General features: G+C 74.0%; 19 protein-coding genes. 6 read left to right on the forward strand and 13 right to left on the reverse strand.

What is annotated here, in order from left to right:
* The first annotated feature begins 126 nt into the window (after positions 1-126).
* Positions 127-1848 carry a hypothetical protein gene (locus CP976_RS39685; protein WP_150484690.1) on the forward strand — a complete coding sequence of 574 codons (1722 nt, stop codon included), beginning with the start codon at positions 127-129 and terminating at the stop codon, positions 1846-1848.
* A 234-nt stretch (positions 1849-2082) separates the two neighbouring features.
* Here CP976_RS39685 and CP976_RS39690 read toward each other — a convergent pair whose 3' ends face one another.
* From CP976_RS39690 to CP976_RS39715, 6 genes are all read right to left on the reverse strand, one after another.
* Positions 2083-2754: a cutinase family protein gene (locus CP976_RS39690; protein WP_150484691.1), complete on the reverse strand. Its 672-nt coding sequence runs from the start codon at positions 2752-2754 to the stop codon at positions 2083-2085.
* 177 nt (positions 2755-2931) lie between these two features.
* Entirely contained in the window at positions 2932-4149 is a 1218-nt protein-coding gene (locus CP976_RS39695; protein WP_150484692.1) for a PucR family transcriptional regulator, read from the reverse strand.
* 122 nt (positions 4150-4271) lie between these two features.
* On the reverse strand, positions 4272-5252 hold the full coding sequence (locus CP976_RS39700; protein WP_150484693.1) for an alpha/beta hydrolase: 981 nt from the start codon (positions 5250-5252) through the stop codon (positions 4272-4274).
* Positions 5253-5273: 21 nt separating this feature from the next.
* Entirely contained in the window at positions 5274-9260 is a 3987-nt protein-coding gene (locus CP976_RS39705) for a type I polyketide synthase (RefSeq protein ID WP_150484694.1), read from the reverse strand.
* Entirely contained in the window at positions 9257-11020 is a 1764-nt protein-coding gene (locus CP976_RS39710) for a fatty acyl-AMP ligase (protein WP_150484695.1), read from the reverse strand. Before CP976_RS39710 ends, CP976_RS39705 begins: the two co-directional genes overlap by 4 nt.
* A 61-nt stretch (positions 11021-11081) precedes the next feature.
* A complete protein-coding gene (locus CP976_RS39715; protein ID WP_229876364.1) occupies positions 11082-12644 on the reverse strand; it encodes an acyl-CoA carboxylase subunit beta in 1563 nt (520 codons plus the stop codon).
* Positions 12645-12933: 289 nt separating this feature from the next.
* Here CP976_RS39715 and CP976_RS39720 point away from each other — a divergent pair, with 289 nt between their 5' ends.
* Both CP976_RS39720 and CP976_RS39725 read left to right on the forward strand, forming a co-directional pair.
* Positions 12934-13791 carry an aldo/keto reductase gene (locus CP976_RS39720; protein WP_150484696.1) on the forward strand — a complete coding sequence of 286 codons (858 nt, stop codon included), beginning with the start codon at positions 12934-12936 and terminating at the stop codon, positions 13789-13791.
* Between the two features lie 112 nt (positions 13792-13903).
* The gene (locus CP976_RS39725) at positions 13904-14155 is read left to right on the forward strand and encodes a DUF5133 domain-containing protein (protein ID WP_150484697.1); all 252 of its coding nucleotides are present in this window, start codon (positions 13904-13906) and stop codon (positions 14153-14155) included.
* A gap of 17 nt (positions 14156-14172) precedes the next feature.
* Here CP976_RS39725 and CP976_RS39730 read toward each other — a convergent pair whose 3' ends face one another.
* Entirely contained in the window at positions 14173-15171 is a 999-nt protein-coding gene (locus tag CP976_RS39730) for a GlxA family transcriptional regulator (RefSeq protein WP_150484698.1), read from the reverse strand.
* A gap of 188 nt (positions 15172-15359) precedes the next feature.
* Between CP976_RS39730 and CP976_RS39735 the strand changes: the two genes are divergently transcribed.
* Positions 15360-15833, forward strand: a complete 474-nt coding sequence (locus tag CP976_RS39735; RefSeq protein WP_150484699.1) for a hypothetical protein — start codon at positions 15360-15362, stop codon at positions 15831-15833.
* A 140-nt stretch (positions 15834-15973) separates the two neighbouring features.
* Complete coding sequence (locus CP976_RS39740; protein WP_150484700.1) at positions 15974-16177, forward strand: hypothetical protein; 204 nt, start codon at positions 15974-15976, stop codon at positions 16175-16177.
* Between the two features lie 31 nt (positions 16178-16208).
* Here CP976_RS39740 and tgmB read toward each other — a convergent pair whose 3' ends face one another.
* The 3 genes from tgmB to CP976_RS39755 form a co-directional block, all read right to left on the reverse strand.
* Complete coding sequence (gene tgmB / locus CP976_RS39745) at positions 16209-17192, reverse strand: ATP-grasp ribosomal peptide maturase (protein WP_150484701.1); 984 nt, start codon at positions 17190-17192, stop codon at positions 16209-16211.
* A gap of 16 nt (positions 17193-17208) precedes the next feature.
* Positions 17209-17400, reverse strand: a complete 192-nt coding sequence (gene tgmA, locus CP976_RS39750; protein WP_150484702.1) for a putative ATP-grasp-modified RiPP — start codon at positions 17398-17400, stop codon at positions 17209-17211.
* A gap of 131 nt (positions 17401-17531) precedes the next feature.
* Entirely contained in the window at positions 17532-17843 is a 312-nt protein-coding gene (locus CP976_RS39755; RefSeq protein WP_150484703.1) for a YkvA family protein, read from the reverse strand.
* 259 nt (positions 17844-18102) lie between these two features.
* Here CP976_RS39755 and CP976_RS39760 point away from each other — a divergent pair, with 259 nt between their 5' ends.
* Positions 18103-20274 carry a hypothetical protein gene (locus tag CP976_RS39760; protein ID WP_150484704.1) on the forward strand — a complete coding sequence of 724 codons (2172 nt, stop codon included), beginning with the start codon at positions 18103-18105 and terminating at the stop codon, positions 20272-20274.
* Positions 20275-20277: 3 nt separating this feature from the next.
* On the opposite strand, the gene CP976_RS39765 is transcribed toward CP976_RS39760, so the two are convergent.
* From CP976_RS39765 to CP976_RS39775, 3 genes are read right to left on the reverse strand one after another with little or no spacing between them, the layout of a single operon-like run.
* The gene (locus CP976_RS39765; protein WP_150484705.1) at positions 20278-22434 is read right to left on the reverse strand and encodes a xanthine dehydrogenase family protein molybdopterin-binding subunit; all 2157 of its coding nucleotides are present in this window, start codon (positions 22432-22434) and stop codon (positions 20278-20280) included.
* Positions 22431-23435, reverse strand: a complete 1005-nt coding sequence (locus CP976_RS39770; protein ID WP_150484706.1) for an FAD binding domain-containing protein — start codon at positions 23433-23435, stop codon at positions 22431-22433. Before CP976_RS39770 ends, CP976_RS39765 begins: the two co-directional genes overlap by 4 nt.
* Positions 23432-23962 carry a (2Fe-2S)-binding protein gene (locus CP976_RS39775; RefSeq protein WP_086855278.1) on the reverse strand — a complete coding sequence of 177 codons (531 nt, stop codon included), beginning with the start codon at positions 23960-23962 and terminating at the stop codon, positions 23432-23434. The genes CP976_RS39770 and CP976_RS39775 overlap by 4 nt, the downstream gene beginning before the upstream one ends.
* Positions 23963-23992: the final 30 nt, after the last annotated feature.

Below are 23992 nucleotides of genomic sequence, written 5' to 3' on the forward strand. Positions count from 1 at the left end.
CAGGCCCACCGATCGCCGGTCCCGGCCACGGAGGCTCTGTGCGCCGGTGACAAGGCACGATCCGGAAACTGAGTTCTCATCAGCACCCCCTGAGCGACCTCCTGCCGGAGCCCTAGCGTCCGTGGCATGGACATGAACCGTAGGACAAGAGGGAAGTGGCGGGGGGCCGCGCTGGCGGTGCTGCTGACCGCCGGGACGCTCACCGCCGCGGCTCCGGGTGCCCGGGCCGACGGCGCGCGGACCGAGACGCCGGTCGCGTCGTCGTCGCCGGTGACCGGGGTGACGGAGTCGGTGGTGCGGGTGAGGGCGCCGCTGCCGGAGTCGGCCGGGCCGCGTCCGGCCGCCTGCGACTGGCTGTCGTACCTGCGCTACCGCTCCGCCGACGGGCCCGCCGCCTCGGCCGACGCGGACCGGATCCTCGTCGCCCAGCCCGGCATCCTGGAGGGGGCCGGGGCGTTCGACAGCGTGGCCCGCAACACCGTGGCGCGAGCCGCCGAGCAGGGCGTGCACATCGAGTTCTGGGCGCTGGACCGGCGCTCAAACTGCCTGGAGGACCGCACCGGCATCGCCTCCGGCGACCAGCACACCGCCGTCGACTACTACTACCGGGGCAAGCAGGTCGACGGCCGGACCTTCGCCGGCTTCACCGGCAACGAGAAGCTGGGCTGGATGGCGAAGCTCGGCATCGAGCAGACCGTGCGCGACCAGTACGACCTGCTCACCGCCGAGTTGCCCGACCAGACGCAGCGCAAGCGGAAGGTGCTGTGCGGCGGGCACTCGCTGGGCGGTGTGATCACCGGGTACTTCGCCGCCGCCGACTTCGACGGCGACCGGGCCACCACGGCGGACGCCGGATACAACCAGTGCGCCGGCTACTTCGCCCTCGACACGACCGTCTCCACCTCGCTGGCCGACCTCAGCGGCAGCCTGCCGGACGACACCAACCTGCCCGACGTCGGCCTCGGTTACGGCGTGGTGCAGGCGGGGCTCGACAGCGGGGTGCTGCCGCGCTCGCTGTCCGCGCCGGTGCTGCTCAATCCCGAGACCATGACGCTGCTCGGCATCGCGGGGATGGGTGCCCTCAAGGACCCGGACGCCGAAGCGAGCCTGCCGCGTTACCTGCCCTCCAACCTCAACATCGAGGCAACCCACCGCGTCCTGTTCTCCAAGAACACCGCCGCCTTCCTCACCGGCAAGCCCGCGGTGAAGGACTTCCGGCTCACCAACGGGGCGGTGCTCGGTGCCTTGCTGGACGACAACTCCGTACCGCTCGCCTTCCTCCAGACCAGCATCGGCTTCTTCGACGGCGGTCCGATCGCCGACAAGAGCTTCCCCGTGGCCAACGGCGGGACGCAGCAGCCCGGGCTGTACGGCACCGCGTACAAGGCCATCCCGGACCGGCCGCAGGGACCGCTCTACACCTGGCGCAACTACGACCGCGTCGGCGACCCCGACGACCCCGGCCACCGGTCGGCCGACGGCACGCCGTTCACCGGCCCCGGCGAAGAGGTCACCGACGTGCGGCAACTGGCCCGCAGCCTGGCCGAGCAGCCGCTGGACTTCACCGAACAGTACTTCCCGACCAAACTGGTGACGGACATCCAGCTGTCCACCTCGCCGCAGGTCAAGAAGCTCGTCGTGCATCCCGGCGGGCTCAAGGCCAACCCGGTGCTCACCCTCCTCGCGGGCGAGGGGCTGCTGGCCGGTCGGGTCCCGCCCGAGCTCCACCCCGTCATCGCCGACGGCTACCAGCACCTCGACGTACTGACCGCCGCACCCACCCAGAACAACGGCCGCCCCGAGCCCGTCTCCACGAGCCTCGCCGCTTTCGCACGCTCCCCGCGCTAGCCCACTCGCCCGCACGCACGCCCGGGGCCCGGGAGGATTCCTCCCGGGCCCCTTCGCACACCGCCATGACTCGGGCGTCACGGGACGCCCGCTGCGGTCGAACCTGCCGTCCGACGCAGACCTGTGCCGGTGCCAAGCCTTGGCCCGGGCCAAGACCCGCGCCCGCGCCAAAGCCCCGCGCCGGGGCCAAACCGTGCCCCGGCGCGGGGACTCGTCGCTTCGGTCAGTCGGGGGTCAGAGCCTGCCCGCCGCGAACGTCGCCGCTTCGTCCGCGTTGTCGCGGTAGCTCAGGTGGGCCCCGGTGTCGCCGCCGCCCCTCTCGCAGACCGGGTCGCCCTTGGCGCAGATGTCCAGGGTGCGGCTCTGGTACGTGCCGGTGACGCTCTTGCCGAGGGCTCGGATCGGGTTGCCGAACAGCAGCACCGCGGCGACCTTGGGCTCGACCGCCGCGGGCAGCGTGGCCACGATGGGGCTGCCGACCACCGCGCCCGCGCTGCTGATGCCGATCGAGTTGTCGACGACGTTCGCGCCCTGCGAATAGCCGACGAGAACGAAACGCTGATTCGGGCAGGCGGCGGCCTGGCTCCTCACATGGTTCACCAGGTCCGTGTTGCCCCGCGCGGCAGACGTCGGCAAAAGGTTCGCGGGATAGTCCACCGCGTAGCTGGACAGGCTCTTGCCCGCCACCTTCTTCTTAAGGGCGGAATACACCGGGTCGCCGACGATGAAGCCGAGCGTGCCCGGCTCGAAGGTGCCGCGCGCCGAGACCACCTCGACGTCCGTGCAGGCCGCGGCCGCAGTGGTGGCCGCAGTCGTGGCCGTGGCCGTGGCCGAGGGAGCCGAGAGGGTGGCGAGACCGGCCCCGCCGGCCAGCGAGAGCGCGGCGAGACACAAACGGATACGCATGGGGGAATCCTCCGCGGGTGAGGCGCGTCGAGCGCCTGCGAAAAAGGACGGCCCGAACGTATTCGCTGTGTCTCCCGGGGTGTTATGGACTGGATTATGGAATCGCCGCGGTTTTTTGTCGCCGATTGAGTATGTCGCCGGTTGAGTAACTCGCCGATTGCGCTGCGTACGGGGGAATCAGTTCCGCGGCGTACGCAATGACTCCGCGCGCAACGCGAGAATCAGGTCGAGGCGGGTCTCCGGATCGTGCAGGGCGTCGCCGAACAGCTTCTCCAGCTGGCGCAGGCGGTAGCGGACCGTCTGCGGGTGGATGTGTAGCCGCACGGCGACGTCCGGCACGTTGCTGCCGCTGAGCAGCCACGCCAGCAGTGTCTCGGCGAGCCGGTCGCGCTGCCCGGCCGAGACCGTGTCGAGCGGCGCGAGGACCCGCTCCCGGAGCCGTTCGAGCAGCGGTTCGTCGCCGTACAGCAGCAGGGTCGACAGATGGTCGGCGCACCGCACCACGCCCTGGCGGGGGAGGAGCCCGCGTCCCATCAGCCCGAGCGCCCGGGTGGCGAGCCGCAGCGACTGCGCGGCGTCGGTGACCGCGACCGTCGGGCCGATCGCGGCGGGCCGGCCGCGCAGCGCGAGCGTGAACGCCCGGCCGAAGCGGCCGGAGCCTTCCGGATCGGGCACCAGCATGCGCGGCGGCCGGGACTCCATGTCCACCAGCGCGCCCGCCGCGGCCAGCGGCCGGTCCTCCTCCTGCCGGTCCGGCGCCGCCGCGAGCGCCACGACGGCGACCGTCCGCGGCACCGGCCAGCGCGCCCCGTGCGCCAGGTCCTGCACCGCCTCCAGCGCCACCGGCCCGTCCTCCAGCAGCAGGTCGAGCAGCCGTCTGCGGCGCCGCTCCAGCTCGTCCGAGCTGCGCAGCTGGGCCTCCGCATAACCGGCCGCGGCCGCCTGGGCGACCTCGTGCACGGTCCGGAACGCCAGCTCGCCGAGCGCCGCGACGACCGTGGAGTCCAGGCCGAGTTCCTCCGCCGTCCTGCCCATCAGCCGCCAGGCGTGCAGCCCCCCGACCCGCAGCGCGGACTGCAACGCGTCCAGGCTGCGGCCCTCCAGGGCCTCGCCGCGCCCCAGTTCGTAGTACGTCGCCGCGATCGCGCCCCCGTCGTCGCGCGGGTCGGCGATGTGGTCGACGAACAGGGTCAGCGCCTGCACCACCCCGGCCCGCAGGTTCCTGCCGTACGCCCCGTCGGCGGGCCGCGCGTACTCGGGAACCTGACGGCGGACCTCGTCCTCCACCTGGTCGGCGACGGCCGCCAGCTGGGCGCGCAGCAGCTCCGCCAGCTCGGGTGGCATCGGTGGCATGCCGGGGCGGTCCGGCACGCCGTGCTGGGCAGGCACAGCCATCACGGACACTCCTTTCGAGCGGAAGCGGCTCGTCCGCGGACTGTAACCGCTGAGACGAGCGGGAAGTCCTGTGTTGGACGGACGACCCCTGCGCTCCGTTCCGTGCCCCGACGGCACCCCCGTCACTCCGGCACGCCCAGGGCATGGGCGAGCATCGGCCACGAGGCGGTGAACTCCCGCTTCCAGTAAGGCCAGTCGTGTCCTCCTCCCGAGTAGAGGTGCGTGGTGGCCCGGATGCCCAGCCGGGCGAGCGTGCCGGCGAAGCCCTGGGCCGAGGGCCACAGGGCGCTCTCCAGCACCCCGGGCAGCGGGTCGCCGCCGTTGCCGCCGCCCACCCCGCTGCCCTGGGAGACGTACAGGGCGGTGCCGCGCAGCCCTGTGGCGCGGGCCCGCGGGTTGAAGTCCCGCCAGGTCAGCAGGTTCAGCAGCGGATGCCCCCACAGGGACGCGGCCGGCAGGTTCTCGCGGGCCACGATGGCGTCCATGATGGCGGGAACGCCGGGCGCGGTGGTGTCGAGGATGCCGCTGTAGGAGGCCGCGGCCTTGAACGCTCCGGGGTGGCGGGCCGCGTGGGCCATCGCGCCGTAGCCACCCGTGGAGACCCCGGCGACCGCCCGTACGCCGGAGGCCCGGTAGTCCCGGGCGAGCAGCGCCGGCACCTCCTTCACCTGGAACGTCTCGTAATCGGGGCCGCCGCGCCAGACGCTGGGGATGCCGGTGGGCCCCGCGTCCGGCATCGCCACGATCAGGTCGCGGCCCTCGGTGAAGGCCTCGATGTCTGTCTCGCGGGTCCAGGAGGTGTAGTCGTCATGAGCGCCGTGCAGCAGGTACAGCACGGGATACGTCCGCTCCGGCCGCGCACCGAAGTCCGACGGCAGGATCAGCCGGACCGGCGCGCTGCGGCCGAGCGCGGCGGAGGGCACGGACACGTCCAGCGTGCGCGGCCCGAGCCGGGTGGCGGCCGCGGCACGGGCCGTTCTGCCCGCGGCACGGGCCGTTCCGCCCGCGGTCCCGAACAAGGCGGCGAGGCCGGCGGCGGCCGACGCTCTGGCGACGGTGCGCCGGGACACTCCGGCAGCGGGCTTCGGCGGCAGATCGGGCATGGCGGCTCCTCGGTTGGCGTTTCAGGGGGCCCGTTCGGCGAGCACCCGGCTCAGGTGGGCGGCGATCTCGTCGACGTGCGGCGGATCGAGCAGGGACAGATGGTGACCGGGCACCGGCACGACCTCCAGGCGCGGGCACACCTCGTCCCAGCCCAGCGCCTCGTCGTCGCGTTCGTACGCGGGGTCGCGCACGGTGTGGGGCGCGGGCTCGGTGGCGCGGTAGAGGACGACCGGCCCGTCGTAGCCGCCGGGCCGGTGCGACTCCCCGATACCCATGTCCAGGTAGGAGGCACGCTGGTGCTCCAGCGCCGCGGGCGGCACCTCGGCGGCCTCGCGCAGCGCCCGCAGCACGGAGTCGATGCGCTCCCGGTCGTCGTCCATGGCCACGAGCTCGTCGTACGGCAACTCCAGCCGCACTCCGTAGGCGTCGGCGACGTGGCCGGCGAAGCCCTCGAAATGCGCCCGGATCCGGTCGGCGCGGGTCAGACCGGGCCGGGGGAGGGGGCGTACGGAGTCGAGGAGCACGACCAGCGGCACGTCCCGTCCGGCGGCGGTCAGCTGCCGCGCGGTCTCCTGGGCGACGAACCCGCCGAAGGACCAACCGCCCAGCAGGCAGGGCCCGTCGGGGTGGGCGGCGGCGATGGCCTCGGCGTAGCGGCGCGCCTTCTCCGGCACGGTCCGGGCCTCCTCGATCCGCTCCAGCCCGTACACCGGCCGGTCCTCGCCGAGCCGTTCGGTGAGCGTCCGGTAGACGGCGACCGGGCCGCCGGCCGCGTGGACGAGGAACAGCGGGGGCCGGGAACCGGTGGCGCGCAGCGGGCGCAGCGGGGTGTCCTCGTGGGGGAGGGCATGCCGGATCCGGGTGGCGGCGTCCTCGACCGTCGCGGCGGAGAACAGGTCGCGCAGGGGCAGTTCGACGCCGAACTCGCGCTCCACGGCCGTGCGGACGCGGACGGCCATCAGCGAGTCCAGACCCAGTTCCGCCAGGGCGGTGCCCGGTGTGACACGGGTGGGCGGGTGGCCGGTGACAGCGGCGATGTGGTGGGTCAGCCGGGCCAGGACCGACGAGGGTTCCACCACGTCGGCGGGAGGTGCCGCCGGCTCCGGCGAAACCGGCTCGGTGCGGGCCCGGCCGTCCGTCCACCAGTGCCGCACGTGCCGCCACCGGGGCACCGGCAGGTCGACGACCCGGCCCGGCGGCACGGGCAGCCGCTGGCCCCCCACGTACAGGGCGCCCAGCTGCCCGGCGAACGCCTCCGCCCCGTCGGCGTCCCGGCGCAGGGTGGCCAGGGCGAGGGCGTCGGGCACGGCGTCGGCGACGGCCCCGGCCAGCACCGGGTGGGGTGAGATCTCGACGAACGCCGTGTGACCGTCGGCCGCGGCCGCTGCGAGCGCCCGGTCCAGGCGGACGGGCCGCCTGAGGTTGGCCGCCCAGTGGGCCGCGTCGAACACGCAGTCGCCGCGCGGGTCGTCGAGGACGGTGGAGTACACCGGGACACGCGGCCGCCGGCCCCGGATGCCCGACAGCGCGCCGGCGAGCTCCGGCAGCAGCGGATCCACCTGGGGCGAGTGCCCGGCGCCGACGACCCGCATGGCCCGTGCCGCCCGGCACTGTCCCTCCAGCCGGCGCACGAGCCGGGCCACCGCGGCCTCCTCGCCCGTGACGACCTTCTGCCGGGGGGAGGAGTGCACGGCGACGTGCACACCGGGGAAGTCCCGCTCCAGGGACTCCAGCTCGGCGTCGTCCAGGTCCACCACGGCCATCGCGCCGCCGCTCAGTCCACTCAGCAGCCGGGCCCGTACGGCGATGACACGCGCCCCGTCCGCCACGTCCAGCGAGCCCGCGCACACCGCCGCCGCGACCTCGCCCATGGAGTGGCCGATCACGGCGGCGGGCTCGACCCCGTACGAACGCCACAGCTCGGCGAGGGCCAGCTGAAGGCCGAACAGCACGGGCTGGGCGACGTCCAGGCGGTCGAGGCCGGCCCCCGAGGACAGGTGTTCGTACAGGGACAGGCCGCACTCCGGGGCGAGTTGCGGGTCGAGTTTCTCCACGGCGGCGGCGAACGCGGGTTCCTCGGCCAGCAGCCTGCGGCCCATGCCCGGCCACTGGCTGCCGTAGCCGGAGAAGACCCACACCGGGCCGCGCCCCACCCGGTCGCGCTCCCCGGTCATCACCCGCGCGTCCGGGCGGCCCGCCGCCAACGCGCCCAACGCCTCGGAGAGTTCGGTGCGATCCCGGGCGACCACGGCGGCGCGTACGGGGCCGCGGCCGGTGCGTCCTGCCAGGGTCCGGGCCACGTCGGCGGGGTGCGCGGTGCTTTCGCGCAGCCAGTCGGCGAGCCTGCCCGCCGTGTCGCGGACGCGCCCGGCGTCCAGGTCGGACAGCACGTACAGACGGGCGGCGGGCTCCTCGGCCGGCCGTACGGGGACCAGGCCGGGCGGCCCCTCCTCCAGCACCACGTGCGCGTTGGTGCCGCCGAAGCCGAACCCGGAGACGCCCGCGAGCGCGGTGCCGCCGTAGCGGGGCCAGGGCTCCGGCTCGGTCACCACCCTCAGCCGCTCCTCGGCGAGGGAGGTGCCCTGCGCGCAGTGCAGGGACGGCGGGATGCTGTCGTGGTGCAGGGCCAGGACGGTCTTCACCAGGCCCGCGATGCCCGCGGCGGACTCCAGATGGCCCAGGTTGCCCTTGACGGAACCCAGCAGGAGCGGCTGGTCCGGGTCCCGGCCCGCGCCGAGCACCGCGCCCAGCGCTCCCGCCTCGATCGGGTCGCCCAGCGGGGTGCCGGTGCCGTGCGCCTCCACGTAGTCGACCTGCGCCGCGGCGAGCCCCGCCCGCGTGTACGCGCTCTCCAGCAGCGCCTGCTGGGCGGCCGGGTTGGGGGCCATCAGGCCGTTCGAGCGGCCGTCGGAGTTGACGGCGGTGGCCCGGATGACGGCCAGCACGCGGTCGCCGTCCCGCTCGGCGTCGGAGAGCCGCTTCAGGATCACGGCCGCGCACCCCTCGCCGCGCCCGATGCCGTCGGCCGCCGCCGAGAAGGGCTTGCACCGCCCGTCCGGTGCGAGCGCGCCCGCCCTGCGGAAGGCGACGGTGACGGCCGGCGACAGCAGCAGGTTGACGCCGGCGGCGATCGCCGTGTCGCTCTCGCCCGAGCGCAGGCTGACGCAGGCGTGGTGCACGGCGACCAGCGAGGAAGAGCAGGCCGTGTCGACGGCCAGGCTCGGCCCCCGGGTGTCCAGGACGTAGGCGAGCCGTCCGGCGGTCACGCTCAGGGCGCCCCCGGCCGGCGCCCAGGGATCCACGGCGGCCGGATCGGCTCCCGTGAGCTGCCCGTACTCGGGGGCCGACACCCCGACGAACACCCCGGTGGCGGTGCCCGCCAGGGACCCGGCCGGCACGGCGGCATGGTCGAGCGCCTCGTGGACGACCTCCAGCAGGATCCGCTGCTGGGGGTCCATCACCGCGGCCTCGCGCGGGGTGATGCGGAAGAAGTCCGCGTCGAACCCGGCGATGTCGTCGAGATAGCCGCCGTACGGATGCGCGTCGGCGGGCGGGAAGGCGGTGAAGTCGCGCCAGCGGTCCTCCGGGACGTGCCGGATCGCGTCGACGCCCTCGCTCAGCAGCCGCCAGTAGCCGTCCGGGCCGTGCACCCCGCCGGGCAGCCGGCAGCCGACCCCGACGACGGCGACCGGCTCGGCCGTCCCGCCCGGCAGTCCGGCTCGCGGCACCGGCGCCGCCTCGGCCGGCCCCGGGCTTCCCGAGGCCTCCGTGTCGCACAACCGCGCCACCAGCGCCTGACCGGTGGGCGTCTCCCACAGCAGCGTCGTCGGCAGCTCGCGGCCCGTGGCCCGGGACAGCTCACCGGCCAGGGCGACCGCGTCCCGTGAGGACATGCCGAGGTCGGCGAGCGGCCGGTCCATCGGGACGTTCTCGGGAGAGGTGCCGTACCAGACGGCCACCTTTTCGGCGATCAACCGGCGCAGCGCGCCCTCGTCGACGGGGCTCATCCCGCGGCACCCGCCGTCGCCGCACCGGCCTGGCCGCCGTACGCGCCCTCCAGATACCGGGCGCGGGTCAGGGCCCGCGACACCTTCCCGCTGGAGGTACGCGGCACCGTGCCCGGCGGCACCAGGACGACGTCGGCGAGCCGCAGCCCGTGCCGGGCGGAGACGGCGCCGCGCACGGCCCGTGCCACGGCCGGAACGTCGAGTTCGGCGAGGCGCGCGGTCCGCGCGTGCTCCGCCACGATCACCACCCGCTCACCCCCGCCGCCCGGCACGGCGAACGCCGCGAGCCGGTCCCGGCGCACCACCGGGTCCGCGTCCTGGGCCGTCGCCTCGACGTCCTGCGGATAGTGGTTGCGGCCGTCGACGATGATCAGGTCCTTCAACCGCCCCGTGACGACCAGCTGCCCCTCCAGCACCGTCCCCAGATCGCCCGTCCGCAGCCAGCCGCCGGGCCCGGCCGCGGCGTCCGCGAACTCGGCGCCGAAGACGTCCGCCGCTCCCCGGTTCCAGTAGCCCCGGCCGACATTCGGTCCCCGCACCCAGATCTCGCCGACCTCGCCCTCCGACAGCAGGGCCCGCGTCACCGGGTCGGCGATCCGGACCTGCTGGCCCGCCGGGGTGCCACAGCCCGCCAGCAGCACCGCACGGGGATCGTCCGGCCGCGCCGGCAGGGCCTTCCCGGCGGCCAGGGCGTCACGGTCGAGCGCGAACCGGCCGATCGGCTCACCCGGCCGGGCCGCGCAGACGAACACGGTGGCCTCGGCCAGCCCGTACGACGGGCAGTGGGTCTCCGGTGTCAGGCCCTGACCGGCGAACGCGGCGTGGAAGCGGTCGGCCGTGCCCGGGCGGACCGGCTCGCTGCCGTTGATCAGCGCGGTCACCCGGTCCAGCCGCAGGTCCGCCTTCTGGTCCTCGGAGACGCTCGCGGCGCAGTAGTCGTAGGCGAAGTTGGGCGCGGCGCTCACGGCGTTCGGATGCGCGGCGAGCAGCCGCAGCCAGCGCACCGGCTCGTGCAGGAACGCGGCCGGGTCCATCAGCACCGACAGGACCCCTCGGGCCACCGGGGCCGCGACGCTGAGCACCAGCCCCATGTCGTGGTAGAGCGGCAGCCAGCCCACGCACGTCACCGGGCGGGTGTCGGCTCCGTACGCGGTGAGCGCCTGGCGGGCGTTGGCCACGACGTTGCCGTGGCTGATCTCCACACCCGCCGGGGCACGGGTCGAACCGGAGGTGTACTGGAGGTAGGCGGTCGCCTCGGCGTCCGGCGGGACGGGCCGCCAGTCGCGGGCGGCGTCGTCGGGCACCTGGTCCGCGACCACGATCCGCGGTCCGTCGGGGCCGAGGAAGTCACGCACCTCGTCCCGGCAGCGGCTCGTGGTCACGACGACCGAGCAACGCGCGTCGGCCAGCACACCCGCGAGCCGGTCCGCGTGCCCGGGCAGGCCCGGCGGATACAGCGGCACGGCGACCAGCCCGGCGGCCAGGGCGGCGAGGAAGGCGGTCACGTACTCCGTGCCCTGCGGGCACAGCAGCGCGACCCGGTCCCCCGGACCGGCCTCGTCGGTGAGGCGCGCGGCCAGTGCCCGCACCCGTACGTCCAGGCGGCGCCAGGTCAGGGTGCGGTGGACGCCGCGCGAGTGCGGTGCCGGGTGCTCGACGAAGGTGAACGCCCTGCGGTCCGGGGTGCTTTCGGCCCAGTGCCGGACGTACTCCGGCAGCGTGGGGCACACGGGCGCGAGCGGGGGGCGGCGGCTGTCCATCAGGCGGGGCTCCTCACGGCGCGGATCGGCCTGGGGGTCGTAAAGGGGGAGAGGGGGGCGGTTAGAGGGGAATGTTGCCGTGCCGGCGTTCCGGCATCGGCGCGCGTTTGCCGCGCAGGGCGCGCAGCGCGCGGCAGACCTGTTCACGGGTCTCGCCCGGCGCGATGACGGCGTCGACATAGCCGCGCTCGGCGGCGAGATAGGGCGTGCCGTGGGTGCGCTCGTAGGCGCTGAGCAGGCGGGCCCGCAGCGCCTCGGGGTCGTCGGCCGCGGCGAGTTCCCGCCGGTGCAGAACGCCCACGGCCCCCTCGGCGCCCATGACGGCGATACGGGCGGTGGGCCAGGCGAGGTTCACATCGGCGCCCAGGTGCTTGGAGCCCATCACCGCGTATCCGCCGCCGTAGGCCTTGCGTACCACGACCGTGACCTTGGGGACGGTCGCCTCGGCGTAGGCGTACAGCAGTTTCGCTCCGCGCCGGATGATGCCGGCCTGCTCCTGCCGTACCCCGGACAGGTAACCGGGCACGTCGGCGAAGGTCAGCAGCGGGATGCCGAACGCGTCGCAGAACCGCACGAATCGCGCCGCCTTCTCCGAGGCGTCGATGTCGAGCACCCCGGCGGCGTGCAGCGGCTGGTTGGCGACGACTCCCACCGAGCGCCCCTCGATCCGGGCCAGGGCGCAGATGATGTTCGGCGCGAACAGCTCCTGCACCTGGAGCAGTTCACCGTCGTCGACGACCGCGTGCAGGATCGCCCGCATGTCGTACGCCTCGCCCAGCCGGTCCGGGACCACCTCGTCGAGGTCGGCGCCGGGCGGCGGAGGCCCGGGGGCGTACTCCGGGGGCCGTTCCAGGTTGTTGGCCGGGAGGTACGACAGCAGGTCGCGCACGGTGTCGAGGGCGTCCTCCTCGTCGGCGGCCAGGAAGTGGGCGTTGCCGTTGACGGTGTTGCTGGTGCGGGCGCCGCCCAGCTCCTCGGCCGTGGTGCGTTCGCCGGTGACCGTCTCGATGACGTCGGGGCCGGTGACGAACATGTGCGAGGCGCCGTCCACCATCACCGTGAAGTCGGTGATCGCCGGCGAGTACGCGGCGCCGCCCGCGCACGGCCCCAGGACGACCGAGATCTGCGGGATCACCCCGGACGCCTTGACGTTGCGGCGCACCAGCTCGGCGTAGAGGGCGAGCGAGGCGACCCCCTCCTGGATACGGGCCCCGCCCGAGTCGTTGAGGCCGATCACCGGGCAGCCGGTCTTCAGGGCCAGGTCCATCAGCGCGACGGTCTTCTCGCCGAAGGCCTCGCCCATGCTGCCGCCGAACACCGTGGAGTCCTGGGCGAACACGCACACCGGGCGGCCGTCGACCGTGCCGTACCCGGTGACCACGCCGTCGCCGTAGGGGCGGCGGGCGTCCTCCCCGGCGGGCCGAGCCCGGACGAACAGGCCGGTCTCCGTGAAGGAGTCCTTGTCCACGAGCCGTTCGATCCGTTCCCGGGCCGAGAACTCCCCGCGTCTGCGCGGCCCGCCCGGGGCCACCGCCTGGTCCCGGCGGCGCTCCAGGCCGGCGACGCGTTCCGCGGTGCTCCCGGGTATGTACGCTGCCGTTTCCCCCGGACCGGATGCTGTCACCTCTGTGCTCACAACCACCTCCGAAGTGGTTCTCGAATATGGCAGCGGGGCGGGGGAGTGCCGTGCTGATCGCAGCTCTGTGTGGGGGAATTGAGTCCTCCGGTGCGGGGTTTCATCCCCGGGTGACAAGGGACCGCCGACCCGGTCGGCAAGGGGCGGGCGCGATTCAGCTGCCCGAGCGCTGAATGCGTTCTCCTTCTTCTATTGGACCTCCGGGCCGCCCGGCGTCCAGGCTGGAGTGCACCATCGCCCGACAGCCTCAGCGACAGCCGGAAGAGGTCACGAGCACATGCACACCCGCCGCATCGGTGATGTCGACGTCAGCGCGATCGGCCTGGGCGCGATGCCCATGTCCATCGAGGGACGACCCGACGAGGAACGCTCCCTCGCCACCATCCACGCCGCGCTCGACGCCGGGGTCACCCTGATCGACACCGCGGACGCCTACCACCGGGGCGCCGACGAGGTCGGTCACAACGAGACCCTGATAGCCAAGGCCCTCGCCTCCCACGAACGCGGCGGCGACGTCCTGGTCGCCACCAAGGGCGGCCATCTGCGCCCCGGCGACGGCAGCTGGACGCTGGACGGCAGCCCCCGCCACCTCAAGGAGGCCTGCGAGGCGTCCCTGCGCCGGCTCGGCGTCGAGGCCATCGGGCTCTACCAGTTCCACCGCCCCGACCCGCGCGTCCCCTACGCCGAGTCCGTCGGCGCGATCCGGGACCTGCTGGACGAGGGCAAGATCCGCATGGCCGGCATCTCGAACGCGAACCCCGAGCAGATCCGGCAGGCCGACGAGATCCTCGGCGGCCGCTTGGCCTCCGTGCAGAACCAGTTCTCCCCGGCCTTCCGCTCCAGCGAGCCGGAGCTGGACCTGTGCGACGAACTCGGCATCGCGTTCCTGCCCTGGAGCCCCCTCGGCGGGATCTCGAAGGCCGGCGAACTCGGCTCGGGCCACGCCCCCTTCGCCCGCATCGCCGAGGCACACGGGGTGAGCCCGCAGCGCGTGTGCCTGGCGTGGATGCTCGCCAAGTCGCCCGTGGTCGTCCCGATCCCGGGCGCCAGCCGCCCGGAGACCATCCGCGACTCGCTCGCCGCCACCGACCTCACCCTGACGCCGGAGGAACTGGCGGAGTTGGACGCCCTCTGACAGGAAGTCAGAGACGATCAGTTTTCGTCAGATCCGCCCCTGGTGAGAAAAACGTGTGAATGTTTCCGCGTGGTTCGGGCATGCGCAGCGAAAACAGAGAGAGGGGCGCTACGTGCTCGTACCGGACCGGAAGGTCGTCAGGGAGTTGCTGACGCGGTATGCGTCGCTGAGGATCACTCAGGCGGAGAGGCACGTGCCGACGGCGGCACGCGAGCTTGAGGACGTCAGCTACACACTGTGCGTGATGATGGGGACGTCCGACATCACCGACGCCATCGCCAAGGCCGACACCCTGCTGCTCACCAAGGAGCGGTCCGAGGAAGCGGACGCGGACGGGGAGAACGGTCTGAGGCTGGTCGGCTGACATCTCGTAGGGCCCGGTCATGAACCGGGTATCGCCCCGGCGGCCTGTGAACGGGCCGCCGGGGCGTTCGCGTTCCCGTGGAACGCCGTGCGATACGCGTACGGCGTCGTGCCCACCACCTTCCGGAACCGCTCCCGGAACGCCGTCGGCGAGCCGAACCCCGCCTGCCGCGCGATCCGTTCCACGGAGTGGTCGGTGTTCTCCAGCAGGTACTGGGCGCGCCGCACCCGCGCCCGCAGCAGCCACTGCAACGGCGTGGTGCCGGTCTGCTCGCGGAAGCGGCGGCTGAAGGTCCGTTCGCTCATCCCCGCACGCTCCGCCAGCGTGCCCAGTGTCACCTCGTGCGCGAGGTTGTCCTCGATCCACTCCAGCAGCGGCTCCAGCGCCGACCCGCGGGGCACCGGCGGGTGCTCGTGCACGATGAACTGGGCCTGTCCGCCCTCCCGTTCCAGCGGCATGACCGACATCCGGGCGATGTTCGCCGCGACGGCCGACCCCAGATCCCGCCGGATCATGTGCAGGCACAGATCCAGCGCGGCGGCCGCACCGGCCGAGGTGAGGATCTGCCCGTTGTCGACGTACAGCACGTCCGGCTCCACCTCGACCTGCGGGAAACGGCGGGCCAGGTCGCCCGCGGCCACCCAGTGCGTGGTGGCGCGCAGCCCGTCCAGCAGGCCCGCCTCCGCCAGCACGAAGGCGCCCACGCACACGGACGCGATCCGCGTGCCGGCCGCGGCCGCCTGCCGCAGGGCCGCCAGCACCGGCTCGGACGGCGGCGCGGCCTCGGGGGAGCAGCCCGGCACGATGATCGTGTCGGCCTCCGCCAGCGCCTCAAGACCCCGGTCGACGCGCAGCGTGAAACCGCCGTCCGCGCGCACCTCCGGCGTCTCGGCGCACAACCGGACCCGGTAGGCCGGCCGCCCGTCCGGCATCCGGGTCCAGGCGAACGTCTGCTGGGGCGCCGCCATGTCGAACGGCACCACTCGATCGAGAACCAGGATCGCCACGGAGTGCATGACCGCCACCCTAGGGGCATTCCCGCCAGGCGCACGAACCGCCGATACACCGGCCCGCGAGGCAAGAGGGCAGGTCACAGGAGTTGGCGGGAACCCGTTGGAAGCTGGCGTTTCAGCCCATGGGCGATCACGCCCGGGCTCCCTAACGTGGGCCCGGCACCGTCGACCGCATCACGGAAAGAGCCCCGGTGACCAAGATCCTGCTGTCCCTGCACGTGCTGGCCGCCATCGTCGCCATCGGTCCCGTGACCGTCGCGGCCAGCATGTTCCCGCCCGCGGCGCGTCGCGCCGTCCCCGCGGGCGGCGCCGTCCCCGACCCGTCGGCGGTGAGCACGGTCGCGCTGCTGCACCGCATCTGCCGCGTCTACGCCGGTATCGGACTGACCGTCCCGCTCTTCGGGTTCGCCACCGGCGCCGCGATGGGCGTCCTGGGCAGTGGATGGCTCGTCACGTCCATCGCACTGACCGCCGCTGCCGCCGGCATCCTGGTCGCCTTCGTCCTGCCCCGCCAAGAGGAACTTCTCGGCCAACTGAGGGGCGAGCAGGCCATCGAGCACCGCAACGCCGCTCAACTCGCCATGTTCACCGGCATCTTCAACCTCCTGTGGGCCACGGTCACGGTCCTGATGATCGTCCGGCCGGGCTCCACGACAGGAGCCTGAGCCCAGGCTGCCCGCATGTCACGGATGTCCGGTCTGCGTCAAGTCCACCCGGGTAATTCACACTCCGGGACACCGCTCCGCCTACACTCGGCTCTCTCGCCCCCGCTACGGGGCCGACGAGCAGAAAGGCGCGTTGACGGGTGTTCCAGGATTCCCCCATCTACGACCGACTCATCGCGGAGTGCGGCGATGTGCCCGCACAGGTTCGCCGCGAGGCCGAACGCGTGAGCAGGGAACTGGAGCTGGTCATGCGGCCCGCGCAGTCCCCCGGCTACGACCGCCCGCACTCCCCGGGCACGGGGTGGCAGCGTACGGCCATGCTGCCCGGACCGCGGCAGCAGTGAACCGGGACCGGTGGACGGCCGGTCCCGGTACTCAACAGGCCCTCGAGTTCGCGCCGTTGACAGGCGACGGCGCCTCGGGAACGGGGCGCGCCAGCCACTCGGCGATGGTGCGGGCGATCGGCTGGCCCGTCTCCACCTCGACGAACCCGAACTGCCCCGACTGATTGCACTCCAGGAACCACCAGGTCCCGTCGGCGTCCTCCACGAAGTCGAAGGCCCCGTACGCCAGTTCGGCCTCCCGGAGATAGGCCCGGACGCCCGGCGCGATGCACGACGGCACGTCGGTGGGTCGCCAGGGCGCGCCGGGCGCGGCGAACCGCACGTCGACCTCGTCGGGATCCGCGTCCGCGGCGGTCGCCTTGCGGGCCGCCAGCATTCGATCCCCCACCACGGTGAGACGGATGTCGGCCCGCTTGGAGATCCGGCGCTGAAGCAGCGTCGGCCCGAACGCGACCGCGGAGAAGTCCGTGTCCGGTGGGACCCGGCTGGTCGGCACGGCCCGGGGCGGGTCCTGCGGATGCGCGCCCGACACCGGCTTGACCACCAGGTCCGGGTAGCGCTCCGAGAACTCGCGGGCGGCGAGCGGGAAGGTCGTGATCAGCGTCGCCGGCACGGGCAGGCCGCACCGCTGGGCGAGCCGTAGCTGCCAGGGCTTGTGCCGGGCCCGGCGGGCCGCGTCGGGGTGGTTCATCCAGCGCGCGTCCGAGCCCCGCAGCATGCCGTAGAGCGCCTGGGCGGCCTCCTCGGTCAGCCATGCGGACGGCTGGGCCGCCCGGCCGGCCGGGGTGCCCGGCCTGCGTACCCACACCGACCGCAGTCCCCCGATGCTCACCAGCCGCCCCCCGGCGGACAGATGACCGCGGAAACGGCCGTGGACGTACTCCCCGGACAGCGCGACACCGCCGGTCAGATCCGCGGGGTCGACGCGGACCACCGGAACCCCCGCCGCGTTCAGGTGCACGACCACCATGTCCGCGGTCACATCCTCCTCGCAGGTGAGGATCAGTACCGTCATCGTCGGCGGCCCGCGGTCAGTCGTCGAAGTGCGTCTTGGAGCCGGCGGTGGACGTCGTGGTGCCGACCTCTCTCAACAGGGCGAAGTCGGAGGCGGCCACCCGGCCGTCGTGGAGCACGTTCAGCTGCTGTCCGGCGTCGTACACGTACGGAACGACAGCTTCCAACTCCACTGCCGGGCGCGCGTAGTTGAGCGCGAACGGTTGCATCGTCTCTCCCTCGTCGGTGTTGCGCCGATCAAGCCGGATCCAGGGGCACGGCCACCCGGTCCGCCGACTCTTTTCGGCTCCCAGAGACTTATACGAATCGAACGGGTGGTTGGTTTCCTTACTTTCCGTAGTCATCGGGCCGGTTGGCGGTCCGGTCGGCGTGTCGTACTGCGCTCCCGCTCGCCGAGGGAGCCGCGGACGGTGCGCAGAGCGAGCAGCAGGACGCCGATGTCGTCCAGGTACACCGGATCGGGCAGCACGTCGGCAGGCAGCACGAAATAGAGAACCGCGCCCCAGAACACCCAGCGTGGGCCCGTGGGCAGTCCCGCGCGCCGCAGTTCGCGCCGGGTTCTGACCAGCCGCACGAGGACGCCCACGGCGAAAACGAGGACGACGGCCGCGAGAACCGCGGCCAGGATGATCACCGTTGTGGTCGTATCCACGGGCTGCCCTCCTCCTGGCGTGCCGCGACACGGGGTGTCCCTTCCTGGATTCCCGTTTCCGGCGGCTGTATTGCGGCCCGGGCCCGACATGTCGCCGTGTCGGCGGATTTTCCGTGCTGCCGTGGGTGCGGGTGGTCATCCCGGTGGCTCACCCGAGTGGCACGGCGTGACGGGGGCGCCTAGTAATGGTCAGCGTAACGTCGCTCGTCACACGACGGGGGGCGCAGGAGCGGCCGCACTCTTCCGCATGGAGGCGAGTATGACCACCTGCTCTTCATCACCCCGCTCGAACGGACCTGCCATACCCGACGAGCCGAACGGGTCCGCCCAGCCGTCCGCCGAGACAACCGTTGCCACCGGCACGTACCAGGTGGAGCAGACGAGCGCGCAGCCCGCCGCCGGTTCGCACGATACGTACGGTTCTTCCGACCGGCCGGGCATGGAGCCCGGCGCCCTCGGCTCTCATCCGGGTGCGGGTGCGGGTGCGGGTGCGGGTGCGGATGCGGATGCGGGTGCGGGCGCCCGGCCCGCCGCCCCGGGCCCGGACCGGACGAGCCAGGCCGCCGCACGGCCCGCCGCCCCGCTCCCGGACGAGGCGGGCATGAGTTCCGCCCGGTCCGCCGCGACCGGCTCGGACCACTTGGACCAGGCGGATGCGTGGGCCGCTATTCCTGGCTCGGGCCAGTCGTACGAGGAGCGTGCGCGGGCGGCCCCTTCTGGCTTCGGCCAGGCGGGTGAGGCGCGTGTGCGAGCCGCCGCCCCCGGCTTCGGCCAGCCGGGCGAGGCGCGTGCCCGGGCGGCCGCACCTGGCCTGGACCAGGCGGACCAGGCGTCCGCAGGGCCCGCCGCCCCCGACTCGCGCGCGGTGTCCGAGCCGCCTTCCACCCCCGCGCCGGGCGACGCGGCAACGCACTCCGCTCCCTCCGGCTCGGACCCGGCTGCCGAGCGGTCCGCCGCTCCCGGCTCGGACCCGGCTGCCGAGCGGTCCGCCGCTCCCGGCTCGGACCCGGCTGCCCGGTCCGCCGCGCCCGGCCAGGACTGGATGCACCCGGCGGAGGCGCGCCCCGCCCCGCCCGCACAGGAATGGCTGGATCCGGCTGAAGCACGGCCTGGCGCCCCCGCCACGGACCCTGCGGATCAGGCGCCGGCCGAGGCCGTGCGGCCCGCCGCGTCCGGCCCGGACGAGGTCGCGCAGTCTGCCGGGCCCGATCCTGGCGCCCTCGCCCAGCCCACCGCGCCCGATCCTGGCGCCCTCGCCCGGCCCACCGCGCCCGACCCTGGCGACCCCGCTCGGCCCGCCGAGCCCGGCCAGGACGAGACGGACCAGCCGCCGGCAGCGCGGCCGTTCGTCATCCGGTCCCTCGACGACAACCCGGTGGAGCTCCGGCCCGGCACCGGGCCGATCGCCGGCCCGCCGTACGGCGACGCGGTGAGCGACCTCGTACACGCCGCGGTGGCCGACCGGCCGCTTGAGGAGGTCGTCGACCTCATCACCTCGCTGGAGGAGTCGCCCGACCACACGCGGGCCAAGGTCGACGCGCTGCGCACCGCCGGGGTGTGCCGGCCCGTGGAGGACGTCTCCCGGCTGATCGCCATGCTGACGAAGCCGCCGCGCGACGCCGACTGCGCGGACGAGGCCATCCGGGCCGCCGCCGCGCACCGCCCGGTGGAGGAGGTGACCCGGCTGGTGACCCTCCTGCACAAGGAGCCGCAGATGCCCCACGTCCGTGAGGAGGCCCTACGGGCAGCCGCCACCGGCCGGTCCGTCGGGGAGCTCGTCGAACTGATCGACCGTTTGGGCCTTGAGCGTCTGGACCGCAACGGCCGCCTGCCGGAGGGCATTTCGCGTCCTGATGACGAGACCGGGGGAGCCGAGAAGTCCGGCCGGCCGGGTAGGCGCCGTGCGGCACGCCCGGCTGCCGCCCGTGAGGCCCACCGGACGCTCGACGACCCGCCCGCCGGCCGCGCCCGTGCGACGGACCGGCTCGCCACGACGGACCGGCTCGCCAGGTCGGTGTCGTGGTCGGGCTGGCTCGCGGCCCTGGCGCTGGTCCTGTGCGCGGTGGCCCACTTCCCGCTGCAACGCGGCGGAGCGTCCCTGCACCTGCACGCGTTGGGCCTCGGCCTGTCGGTGCTGTGCACGGTTCTGGCCCTGCTGCTGGCGCTGCGCCCCGTCGCGGTGGTGCTGGGCGGGGCGGTGGTGGTGCCCACGGTGCTGGCCGCGGCCCAGGCATACGGGAACTCCTCCTCGTCGGCGTCCCTGCCCCGGGCGGTGGACCTCGCGCTCGCCCCGCCGTGGCTCGCCGCCGCGGCCGCCGTGTGCGCGGCACTGCTGGCGCTCGTCGCCCTGGTCTTCCGTATGGTGGCGCCTCTCGCGCGCAGACAGTGGGCGTCCGCGCCGGCGCCCGAGGCACGCCGGATGGCGGAGTGACGCCTACACGCCCCGCACCGGACCGGATCCGCCCGTAGCGGGACCGGTCCGGGCGTCGTGCGCCGCACGGTGGTCGAGCAGCCCGGCCAGCACCCGGTCCGGCGTCAGTGGGAGTTCACGGAAGCGGACGCCGGTGGCGTGGTGGACCGCGTTGCCGATCGCCGCGGCCGTCCCGACGATGCCGATCTCACCGATCCCCTTGCTGCCCATGGGGTTGAGACGGGGATCGTCCTCGTCCAGCCAGTGCGCCTCGATCCCGCCGACGTCGGCGTGCACCGGCACGTGGTACGACGCCAGGTCCGACTCCGTGAAGTCACCGAACGCGGCGTCCATCGTGCTGCCCTCGGTCAGCGCCATGCCCAGGCCCATCGTCATGCCGCCGACGAACTGGGAGCGTGCGGTACGGGCGTTGAGGATGCGCCCGGCGGCGTACACCCCGAGCAGCCGCCCGACCCGGACCTCGCCGGTGACCGTGTCCACGGCGACCTCGGCGAAGTGCGCCCCGAAGGCGTGCCGCGCCCAGTCGCTCTCGGCGTCCGCCGAGCCCGTCGTATCCGCGCGGGCGTCGAGACCCTCTTCGGGCAGCGGCCCCCGGTGCTCGGCCAGCCGCCGCGCCAGGCGGGCACCGGCCTCATGGACCGCCCAGCCCCAGGAGGCGGTGCCGGACGAGCCGCCGGCCAGCGGCGCCGGCGGGAGTTCGGTGCTGCCGACCTCGATCCGCACCCGCTCCAGCGGCACGCCGAGGGCGTCGGCGCCGACCTGCGCGAGCACTGTCCGGGCCCCCGTACCGATGTCCGTGGCGTTGATCCGCACCAGGAACGTGCCGTCGGGCAGTGCGCGGGCCGACGCCGTGGCGGGCGACACCATGACGGGATACGTCGCCGCGGCCACGCCCGTGCCCAGCAGCAGGGGCCCTTCCCTGTGGGAGCCCGGCCGGGGATCGCGCCCGGCCCAGCCGAAGCGGCGGGCGCCCTCGCGCAGACACTCCACCAGGTGCCTGCTGCTGAACGGCTTGCCGCTGTCGGGTTCGACGTCCGGTTCGTTGCGGACGCGCAGTTCGACCGGGTCCATGCCCAGTTCGTCGGCGAGTTCGTCCATGGCGGACTCCAGCGCGTACATGCCCGGCGCCTCGCCCGGCGCCCGCATCCACGACGGCGAGGGCACGTCCAGCGCCGCGACCCGGTGCTCCGTACGGCTGTGGGGCGACGCGTACATCACCCGCGCCGGGACCGCCGCCTGCTCCACGAACTCCTTGATCCGGGAAGTGTGCGTCGTGACCTCGTGCACGAGGGAGGTGAGGCGTCCGTCGGCGTCGGCACCGAGCCGCAGCCGGTGCAGGGTGGGCGCGCGATGCCCGACGACGGCGGGCAAATACCGGCGGGGCAGTGCCACCGTGACCGCCCGACCGGTCTGCCGCGCCGCCATCGCGGCGAGCACCACGTCCGGCCGCGGCGTGCCCTTGGAACCGAAGCCGCCGCCCACGTGCTCGGCGGTGACGACGATCCGCTCCTCGGGAATGCCGAACAGCCCGGCGAGCACGCTCCGCACGGCACCGGCGCCCTGGCTGGAGGTGTGCACGGTGAGCCGGCCGTCGTCCCAGCGGGCGGTGCTGGCGTGCGGCTCCATGGGATGGTTGTGCAACGGCGGCACGCGGTAGGCGACATCGACCCGGGCGGCCGAGGAACCGAAGGCCCCGTCGGGGTCGCCCCGTTCGCGGACGGCCGGATATTCGGCGTTGGCGTCGTCGGGGACGTACACACCCGGGTGGGATGCCGTGAGGGTCACATCGTGTTCCTCGGCGGCGTAGTCGACACGGACCGCGGCGGCACCGGCCCGCGCCGCCTCCAGGGTCTCGGCCACCACCAGGGCCACGAACCAGCCGCGGTGCGGGACCCGGGGGTTCTGGAGCACGGCGAGCGTGGGATCGTCCGGCTCGGCGAGCCGCGGCGCGTTGTCGTGGGTGAGGACGGTGAGCACACCGGGGACGGCCAGGGCGGCCGCCGTGTCGACGCCGGTCACCCGGCCCCGGGCGACAGCCGCCGGCACCGGCCAGGCCTGGGCCCGGCCGGCGTAGTGGTACTCGGCGGCGTAGCGGGCGGCGCCGCTGACCTTCTCCCGTCCCTCCCGGCGCTCGGCGGGGGCTCCCACGCTGCCGGTCATGAAGTCCTCCTCGCCGGCGCCGCGTCCGCGAGCCGGGACAGGACGTCCACGGCGATCCCCCGGGCCAGCGGCACCTTGTAGGCGTTGTCGCGCAGCGGCTGCGCCGCGGACAGTTCCAGGTCGACCGCGTGCTCGAACGCGGCGGCGGTCGGAGCCGCGCCCAGCAGCGCCTCCTCCGCCCGCCGGGCCCGCCACGGCCGGTGCGCCAGCGCCCCGAAAGCGAGTCCCACGTCGCCGACCACGCCGTCCGACACGCGCAGCACGGCCGCGACGGACGCGAGCGCGAAGGCGTACGAGGCGCGGTCGCGGGCTTTGCGGTACGCCGACGGCAGCCCGGCCGTGGCGGCCGGCAGCACCACGCCGGTGACGAGTTCGCCCGGGCGGATCTCGGTGTCCCGCTCCGGCCGGTCCCCGGGCAGCCGGTGGAAGTCGGCCGCCGCGACACTCCGGGCGCCCTCGGGGCCGTACAGCTCCACACGCCCGTCGAGAGCGGCAAGCGCCACCGCCATGTCCGACGGATGGGTGGCGATGCAGTACGCGGAGTGCCCGAGCACCGCGTGATCACGGTGGACGCCGTCCCGCGCGCCGCAGCCGCTGCCCGGCTCGCGCTTGTTGCACGGCTTCGACAGGTCCTGGAAGTACGGGCACCGGGTGCGCTGGAGCAGGTTGCCGCCGGTCGTCGCCGCGTTGCGCAACTGCCCCGAGGCGCCCGCGAGCACCGCCTGCGACAGCGCCGGGTACCGGTCGCGCACCAGCGGGTGGGCGGCGAGGTCGCTGTTGCGGACCATCGCCCCGATCCGCAGCGCCCCGTCCGGCAGTTCCTCCACCGCGTCCAGCGGCAGCCGGGTGACGTCGACGAGGGCGGCGGGCCGCTCGACGCCGAGCTTCATCAGATCGACCAGGTTGGTGCCGCCGCCGAGGTAACGGGCACCGGCGTGGGAGGCGTACGCGGCGGTCGCCTCCTCGACGCTCCCGGCGCGGACGTAGGCGAACTCCTTCACGGGATCACGTCCTCCACGGCCTCGGCGATCCGCGGATACGCGCCGCACCGGCACAGGTTGCCGCTCAGCCGCTCCCGGATCTCCGCCCGGTCCAGTGGCACCGGCTCGGCCGAGGGCGTCGCCGGGTCGGTGACGTGCGAGGGGTGACCGGCCGCCGCCTCGGCGAGCATGCCGGCCGCGGAGCAGATCTGGCCCGGGGTGCAGTAGCCGCACTGGAAGGCGTCGCGCTCCAGGAAGGCCCGTTGCAGCGGGTGCGGTTCCTCGCCGTCGTCCGAGAGCCCCTCGACGGTCGTGACCTCACAGCCGTCCAGGGCGACCGCGAACAGCAGACAGCTGTTGACGCGCCGCCCGTCGACCAGGACCGTGCACGCGCCACACTGGCCGTGGTCGCAGCCCTTCTTGGCGCCCGTGAGGTCCAGATCCTCCCGCAGGAGGTCCAGCAGGACCCGCCGGTGGTCGACGGTGAGGGTGTGGGGTTTGCCGTTGACGCGGAGCGTCGTCTCCGAGTGGTGCTGGTCGTTGTCCATGTGGTGGAGGACCTTCCCGGGCGGGCCGTA

Source organism: Streptomyces coeruleorubidus, assembly GCF_008705135.1.
GTDB lineage: Bacteria > Actinomycetota > Actinomycetes > Streptomycetales > Streptomycetaceae > Streptomyces > Streptomyces coeruleofuscus.